The organism is Campylobacter troglodytis, assembly GCF_006864425.1.
Taxonomy (GTDB): domain Bacteria; phylum Campylobacterota; class Campylobacteria; order Campylobacterales; family Campylobacteraceae; genus Campylobacter_D; species Campylobacter_D troglodytis.
Map to the genome: position 1 here is coordinate 1 of NZ_QHLI01000082.1, position 7,263 is coordinate 7,263.

Sequence of the window (7,263 nt, forward strand, 5' to 3'; positions counted from 1 at the left end):
GCCCACCATTGATACTATCATCACTATCATCGATACTATCAATAAATTCTTGCATCTTAACTCCTCGTTAAGACACAAATACTCCGCAAGGGGAAGGGGACAATTTGGGCTTAGAGTGCTGTGAATACCACAACGGCGAGATTTTAAACGCACAAAATATAGACCTAGCTAAATACCCAAAATTAAAAAATCTCATTTGGTGGCAATAAAATGAATAAAAAGCCAAAGTCTATGAGCGAAAATCTAGCCAAAAAGCTAGTTTCAAACGAGCTTATAAAGCAAAAAAATGCTGAATTTAGCGAGTTTTTAGAGGGGCTTGAATTTGAAAAATTTTCACGTAGCATTAGCTTGCAAGATTATCAGCAAGGCGCACTTAAAAATGCTTGCTTTAAGGCTTTATATGGGAAAGCAAAATCATAGGGATTATGCTGAGATTGAGCTTTTTGAAAATAATGCTAGCAAGTTTTTAGGTTAGTATCACTCTTATCAAAGGCTAAATTTAATGTCTTTGATAAAGGCCAATGAAATAAACCGTGCTAGTTTTTGGATGGCAACGGACAGTGGTAAAACCATAGTTATGATAAAGTTTGTGGCACTTTTAAATGAGCTAGCGGGGTGAAATTCCAAAAAAGCCTATAATGCTACTTGTGACAAATGATAAGATTTTAACTCAGTTTAAAGAGCAAATAAAAGCCTATAATGCCTTTAATGAAAGGGTCTTGCGTGAGTTAAGAGACTTTGAAAGGGCAGATGAAAATAGGCTTTTTGATGAGATAACACTTTATGTAGAAAGAAGTGATTTGCTTGATAATGCTGAAAATGTCGACAGCAAGGCGAAAAGATTAAATTACAAGAATTTTTTAACGCAAAGTGGGTGGTATATCTTGCTTGATGAAGCACATAAAGACGGTAGCAAGGACCTTGTGCCTAAGGCTTATTTTGATGCCTTGGCAAGTGGGATGAAAGATGGCGAGAATTTAGGGGAAAATGACTTTTCAAGGGGCTTTAATTTTTCTGCTAGCTTTGAGGACGCGTTAGATTTAACAACTTGTGCCTTATAATTTGGAAAAATTCAACAAAGATGGCTTTGGTAAAAATATAGCTGTGCTTGATAGCAATTTAAAGGCATTTAAGGATAGCAGTGGGGATGAGGGCGAAAAAAGGGATAATTGAATTTTTTGTGCTTTTTGCTGCGATAAAACTAAGCAAGGCTTTTTAAGAGCTTTAATGAAAAATTTGAGGCTACTTTAAATTCAGCCTTAAATTCAGGGGTTACTTTAAATTCAGCCTTAAATTCAACTTTAAATTCAGCTGATACTTTGAGTGAGGATACTAGCAAGAATTTAAATGGTGTAAATTTAAACAAACTGCTTTATCATAATCCTTTAATCATAGCCGTTAGAGCTAAGGTAAATACTCAAGAAGTAGGGGTGAAATTTTAGGCGATTTTATAGGTTTTAGCAAGTAAGCTTGATATAAAACCTATTGCCTTGAATTTAAGGGCAAAATTACAAAATGCGAGCTTGTATTTTAATCAAGGGCATTTAAGCGAGGAATTTTTAGAGCTTGTAGGAAGCGTGGATTCTAAGACTTTAAGGCAAACTGTGTTTTATGTGGATGAAAAATCTAGCGTGGAGGCTTGTAAAATTAGGGGAAATGACAAGGAATTAGCCTTTAAAAGCAAAAACGCAAACAAGCCCTTTATGCTATTAAACATAGGCAGCACGAAGGAGTGGGAGAAAAATTACTTAGAAGCACTTGGAGTAGAAAGTGGAGAGGATTTGGGGCAGAGCTATTTTGATAATATCAATGAAAGCAACTCGCCTATAAATATAATGATGGGAAGCAAGGTATTTAACGAGGGGTAAGCGCGTAAATCTTAGCTGCTTTATCAACATAGGCTCAAAAAATGCCAAAAAATATGTCTTGCAAACCAGGGGTTAGAATCGAGCCTTTCAAAAAGGCGATTGATACTTTTAGCTGATATAATTACAGCCCAAAGCTTGGTAAAATCGATGTTAAACAAGTATATATTTTTGCCCTACATTTGGGAGCATAAATTTAGACAAATTTTAGAGTGCTTTTGTGCTGACATTTGCGTAAGCAAAATCGCCGTTTTGTGTAAGGTTTCTCGCCCTTGTGTTAATAGAATAGTGCAGCAAGCTTTTAACCCTTAAATAGTGCGAAAAAATCAGCAAAATGAGTGGTGAAATCGAAGTTGATGAGAGCTACTTTGGGGCAAAAAGGGTGCGTGGTAAGCGTTGATGCGGTGCTGGTCGCAAAAGTTTTTACTTCGTTAAGCCTCTTGCAACTGTCAGCAAAAGGTTTGCTAAAACGCTAGGCTAGCGTTTATACGCTCAAACACTTGCTTTGCCAAAGAGTTATTATCTATGATAAGGGACTTGGCGGAGCTTAAAGAAAGTGAAATTTACAGCGATGGACTAAAATCCTACGGTGCCTTGGTGGATTTTTGTGCAAAGGCACATCATAGGGTAAAACATAGTGCAAATGAGTTTTTAAACGGATGAAATCATATCAACGAAATTGTGAACTTTTTTACTTCGCATTATGCATTCTTAACTGCGTAGTAGAAGTTTGCAAAGTTTAGTTAAATTTAATAGCTAAAAAAAGACAATTTTGTGCTTTACTTAAAAGAAATAAAATTTAGACAAAAAATTTAGGACAAAATTCTCATCGAAATTTGCTGAAATTGATAAGAGAAAATTCTATTAGAGTATCTTGAGCCTATTTGAAAATGCCATTCTTAATTCCATAGCTTCTTCAAAGGTCGCTACTCTTATTTGATAAATATTTTCTTGCAAGGCTATCTTTGCTAATTTTAAAACCCAATGCACTTAGGCATCTACTTTTAGAATAAGCATGATAGAAGTTTTTGTAGATAATTGCCCTTTTAATTCTGAGATTATGTGCGAAATGATTAAGGTTGATTTTAGTTCAAATCCATCGTTTTTTATCGCCACTTATGAATTCTTTGCCTTAATTACTTCTTTAAAATATGTATAAAGAATGAGACACATAATGATGATTCCGCCATAACCTAAAACTGGATAAATAATGCTAATTAAATCTTTAAATCCCAAAAGGCTTGCGAAAAATCCTAAAATTGCTGTTAGAATAATAACAACAAAAGAAGAAGTTGAACGCATAAAGAAAAATCTCCTTGTCCTTTCCACAGAGCCATAAAAACAAGTAATAGCCGTAGAATACAAACCAAAGAAAAGCACAAGAGCGTAAAATATGCCAAGATATGGCGAAATCGCATTTGCAAGTATTATCATAGGAAGCTTTGTTGTGCCTATTTCAACAATATGCGCTTCTAAGACGAGGTATAAAAACATAGCACATCCACCAAGCATAATAGCACCTAACAAAATCCCAAAAAACAAAGTTTTATGATCCTTTGCTTTTTGGCTTAATGGCACAAGCACCGCTAGGGCAAGTTGAAAATTAAATGCTACATATAAAATTCCTGACATACTCCAATGAGGTATTAAATCGCTATTATTAATGCTTACATTGGCAAGTTCTTGGCTTGAAGCACTTGGATATATAAGCGAATAAATGCCAACAATAGCAACACCCACAAACATAATGGGTACCATAAATTCCATAACCCTAACAACAAAGCTAAGACCTATATAGGTATTTAACATTAGCAATATACAAACAAGCAAAGCACCTACAAACATAGGCAAATGAAATTTCTCCTCAAACATCGTTCCTGCTCCAGAAAGCATAATAACCAAAGTGCCAAAAAGCGACAGGGTAATAAAAATATCACAAAAAATAGAAAATGCCCTCTTTTTATTAGGATTAATCGCGATTAAATAATTATTTGTTGAAAAATGTTTTGCAAGATAACAAGGAAGATATCCAAATATAAAGAACAATAATGTTGCAATAAACGCAATGAATAATGCTTTATCTCTAAAATATGAAAAATATTGCAAAATTTCTTGCCCAGAGGCATATCCAGCACCTATTACTGTGCCAACATAAGTTGCTGCAATTCCTATAACAGAAACATTATAATTGTTGGGATTCATATTTGTTCTCCTTTCGTTTAAAATCGCAATCCAACGCGGATTCATACCATATAGCACACCTTAGAATCTAGCTTTACTTTGGGTATGATGATCGCATTTTAGGTTTATAAGGTGAAGTAAAAAGCCACACAAAACCCCAGCTTATCGCACCTCCTACAAGTACTTGTGTAAAAGAGTGCTTGTAGCGTAAATCCTAGAATATGCTTTAATCATAGCTACACCAATAAGTGTCAAAGACTGCTTAAAACCATAACGATAATACACATACGTAGCCGTGCTAAATGCACCCACCAAATATCTGCTAGGCATTCCTTTATAATCTTCACAGCAAGGACACTTTGTATAAAAAACTTTTATTTTTGATTCGAAAAAATCCTATGAAGGTAGGTTGAGCCAAAAATAATATACTTGTTTTTTACCTTGTAAATCATAACTTAAAGCTACTTTATTAGAGCTTAAGTTAAATTGAGTCAAAAATTAGCCAAGAAGCTTAGTTGATCTTAGAATTTAAACTTGTTGTTTTGTAGAATTTATAAAAATATACTTAGTGTCAAGGAAGCAAGCTTCCTTGAAAGCCTTAGTAAGCCCTAGGACGGCATTTTACCTCTATCTTTGTAGCTGTGGTTGTTTGAGCTGTTGTGGGTGTATTTTCATTTATATTTGTAGGATAATAAGCATCCACCTCCACAAAACGACCCTCTTTGAGATCCCAAAAATTGCCATTATCTGTAAAGATCCAACTATCAGCTAAGCCAAACCAGCCGCAATTATCAAGCTCCACCTTGGTAGTAGGCATGATCTTAACCTCCACAGCACCTGAATGAATGGTATCAACCATAATGGTTTTTTTAGCCTCATCTACTGCACTAACAGAGCCTTGAAGCCAACTATCCGCATGCAAGCTTAGAGCAAAAAAAGCCAAAGCAAGAATTTTTTTCATGTTCTTCTCCTTAAAATGATTTGTGCTATTTTAAAGCTGTTTAGTGAAGCAAGAGTGAATTTTAGTTTTTAAGGCTTTTAAGGATGAAACTAGGTGCTATTATTTTGTAAAAGTTTTTTAAACTTGGTTAAATTTGTGAATTTTAGCCCTTAAAAAAGATCTTGTTTGCGAAGTCGTTTAGCTAAATTTGGGCTTAAAAATTTTGTCCTTTACTTAAAATAGCTAGAATTTATAGACAATGCAAAATCAAAGGGTAAAAGCTATATTAAGTTTTGCTGAAATGGATACGAGAAAATTCTATTAAGTTTAATTGAGCCAAATTTAATTGTATTATTAAGCTAAATTTAAACAACTATGTCAAAATCACATTTTTTAAAAACTATCAATTTAATCAACCCAACAACCATTACTCAAAAGAAAAAACTCCAAAAGCAATAAGGCAAGATACAAAAATATTAAGAACTTTACATTTGGTCCGGTTAATAATTTTTCATAATAGACAAAAAACAAACCTATAATAAAAAATGACAAAAAACATACATAGCCACCAAAATAAGACATAATAGATACAGTGTCAAAAGGATAGCCCAAATCACAAGTATCATCTGGTGCACCCATACAATCTTCTTTATCATACCAATAGCAAAAATTTCGCACTGATGTCGCAAAAAATACTATATTTGTAAATAATAAAGCTACAAAACAAAAATTTATATAAATCTTTAAGAAAAAAGTTTTAATAAAACTAGACAAATACACTGTGTGCCTCCAAACCAAAGATATAATAAATTCACTTTTTTACAAATAAAATTTTCTCTTTTTATCCAAAATAGGCTAAATAAAAATAAGGCACAAATCATTATGCAATACAATATAGCCTTAATTTCCTTGCTTTTGTTTAGCAAACATTTCATTTGTCGCTCTTTTATGATAGCTATTTGTATATCACATAAAGTTGGAATGATATGGTAAAAATCCACGATCACAAAGCAAAGCACACCAAAAAAGCTTACACAAAGTAAAATAAACAAGATTAAATATATATTTTTCATTCAAAAAATCTTTTTTATCACTTCGTTCGCTACTCTTGTGCGTAATTGTACTCCATAAGCAATTCCAGCATCATTTGCTGCTATGTCGCTTTTATCAAATCCTGTGCCTATGCCCCATATTTTTTGCTTTGCCCAATCTGCGATCTCAGCCCCAAAACTTGCAACTTTGCCATGTATAACACCATTTGTAAAACTTATCAATGTGCTAAATAAAAAATGGCTTACCTTATCTAGCCCATTTTCGTCATTATCATATTTTGGCACATAGTTTTCGTATAAATGAAAAATGGCTATGCCGCCATTTTTATATTCTCTCTCGCCAAATAAAGCACTTTTGCTAATAAGAGTGCAAGATTTGATTAAAGAGTTTAAAATATTAGAATAAATAAAATGCCCACCTTTTATTTGCATTGCCTTTTCCACCATATATCTTCCAAATTCCACATAATAAGCTTAAAAAATTATCTTTAATATAACTTAGCGCTCACCAACAGTTGCTCTAGGCTTACACAATTCATCCTCGCAAACTAAATACATCACTTCATAGCAAATACCCTCATAGCAATATATATCAAAATTATTTGATTGCTTACTGGCTTGGTTTATGGGTATTTTGCGTGAAAGTCTCGTAGAACCACTAACGCTAGAAAAATCCCAAATTTGATTAAACAGTTTCACTTTGCCCCTATAATCACATTGCCATATGCCATAATATCCCACATAATTAGGGTTTATAAAAACTGAGTTTACAAAATATTCTTTTAATTGAGTTTTGTTTTTTTGGGGGCTACCAATATGAGCACAGTATTCATTTGTATCCCTTAGATCTCCTAATACTTCTATATTATTATCCCATTTTTCAAGCTCTATGATCTCTAAGTTAAGATTTAACTCTTTAAGAGTTTGTCTATTAAATAGATATGCTTCAAAGATATTTAAGTCTTTTAATGTTTGATGTTCATCTACTGAATTAGCTTGTAAGCTTGCATAAAATAGCACAATAATAAATAATACAATGTTATTTTTCATATAAACCATCAGCTTCATTAAAAATCTTATGTGCTGAAATTTCTCCGTGTCCATAAAGATCATCATTAGTAAGATTATATTCAGCTTTCAAAATATCCACCAAATGTTTTATTGAAACTTTTTGCTCTTGTGCTGCCTCTTCCCATTTTCCATTATATTGTGTATAATTAAGTCC

The 7,263-nt window shown here is 33.1% G+C and carries 10 protein-coding genes and 3 pseudogenes; 5 read left to right on the top strand and 8 right to left on the bottom strand.

Translation table 11 applies throughout. The features are described 5' to 3' along the window. The first annotated feature begins 210 nt into the window (after positions 1–210). From DMC01_RS11515 to DMC01_RS11525, 3 genes and pseudogenes are all read left to right on the top strand, one after another. Positions 211–420 (top strand): hypothetical protein, encoded by a 210-nt coding sequence (locus tag DMC01_RS11515; RefSeq protein ID WP_142694352.1) that lies wholly within the window; start codon positions 211–213, stop codon positions 418–420. A 73-nt stretch (positions 421–493) separates the two neighbouring features. After that, positions 494–619 (top strand): annotated as a pseudogene (locus DMC01_RS11520) (hypothetical protein); the annotation flags it as partial. Positions 620–638: 19 nt separating this feature from the next. Beyond that, entirely contained in the window at positions 639–1,061 is a 423-nt protein-coding gene (locus DMC01_RS11525; protein WP_142694354.1) for a hypothetical protein, read from the top strand. Positions 1,062–1,201: 140 nt separating this feature from the next. On the opposite strand, the gene DMC01_RS13835 is transcribed toward DMC01_RS11525, so the two are convergent. After that, positions 1,202–1,366 (bottom strand): hypothetical protein, encoded by a 165-nt coding sequence (locus DMC01_RS13835; protein ID WP_185908911.1) that lies wholly within the window; start codon positions 1,364–1,366, stop codon positions 1,202–1,204. A 124-nt stretch (positions 1,367–1,490) separates the two neighbouring features. Here DMC01_RS13835 and DMC01_RS11530 point away from each other — a divergent pair, with 124 nt between their 5' ends. Both DMC01_RS11530 and DMC01_RS16865 read left to right on the top strand, forming a co-directional pair. Next, positions 1,491–1,868, top strand: a complete 378-nt coding sequence (locus tag DMC01_RS11530) for a hypothetical protein (RefSeq protein ID WP_142694355.1) — start codon at positions 1,491–1,493, stop codon at positions 1,866–1,868. A 135-nt stretch (positions 1,869–2,003) separates the two neighbouring features. Next, positions 2,004–2,743 (top strand): annotated as a pseudogene (locus tag DMC01_RS16865) (IS1595 family transposase). Here DMC01_RS16865 and DMC01_RS16100 read toward each other — a convergent pair. From DMC01_RS16100 to DMC01_RS13840, 7 genes and pseudogenes are all read right to left on the bottom strand, one after another. After that, positions 2,730–2,855, bottom strand: a complete 126-nt coding sequence (locus tag DMC01_RS16100) for a hypothetical protein (protein WP_282432316.1) — start codon at positions 2,853–2,855, stop codon at positions 2,730–2,732. The pseudogene DMC01_RS16865 and the gene DMC01_RS16100 sit on opposite strands and share 14 nt — an antisense overlap. Before the next feature lie 126 nt (positions 2,856–2,981). Further along, positions 2,982–4,067 carry a YkvI family membrane protein gene (locus tag DMC01_RS11540; RefSeq protein WP_142694356.1) on the bottom strand — a complete coding sequence of 362 codons (1,086 nt, stop codon included), beginning with the start codon at positions 4,065–4,067 and terminating at the stop codon, positions 2,982–2,984. Between the two features lie 577 nt (positions 4,068–4,644). Then, positions 4,645–5,007 (bottom strand): hypothetical protein, encoded by a 363-nt coding sequence (locus DMC01_RS11545; protein WP_142694357.1) that lies wholly within the window; start codon positions 5,005–5,007, stop codon positions 4,645–4,647. A gap of 387 nt (positions 5,008–5,394) precedes the next feature. Beyond that, complete coding sequence (locus tag DMC01_RS11550) at positions 5,395–5,625, bottom strand: hypothetical protein (RefSeq protein WP_142694358.1); 231 nt, start codon at positions 5,623–5,625, stop codon at positions 5,395–5,397. A gap of 434 nt (positions 5,626–6,059) precedes the next feature. Then, positions 6,060–6,503 carry a hypothetical protein gene (locus tag DMC01_RS11555; RefSeq protein ID WP_142694359.1) on the bottom strand — a complete coding sequence of 148 codons (444 nt, stop codon included), beginning with the start codon at positions 6,501–6,503 and terminating at the stop codon, positions 6,060–6,062. A gap of 33 nt (positions 6,504–6,536) precedes the next feature. Continuing rightward, positions 6,537–7,088: a hypothetical protein gene (locus tag DMC01_RS11560; RefSeq protein WP_142694360.1), complete on the bottom strand. Its 552-nt coding sequence runs from the start codon at positions 7,086–7,088 to the stop codon at positions 6,537–6,539. Next, positions 7,078–7,263, bottom strand: a pseudogene (locus DMC01_RS13840) (N-acetylmuramoyl-L-alanine amidase); the annotation flags it as partial. The gene DMC01_RS11560 and the pseudogene DMC01_RS13840, both read right to left, overlap by 11 nt.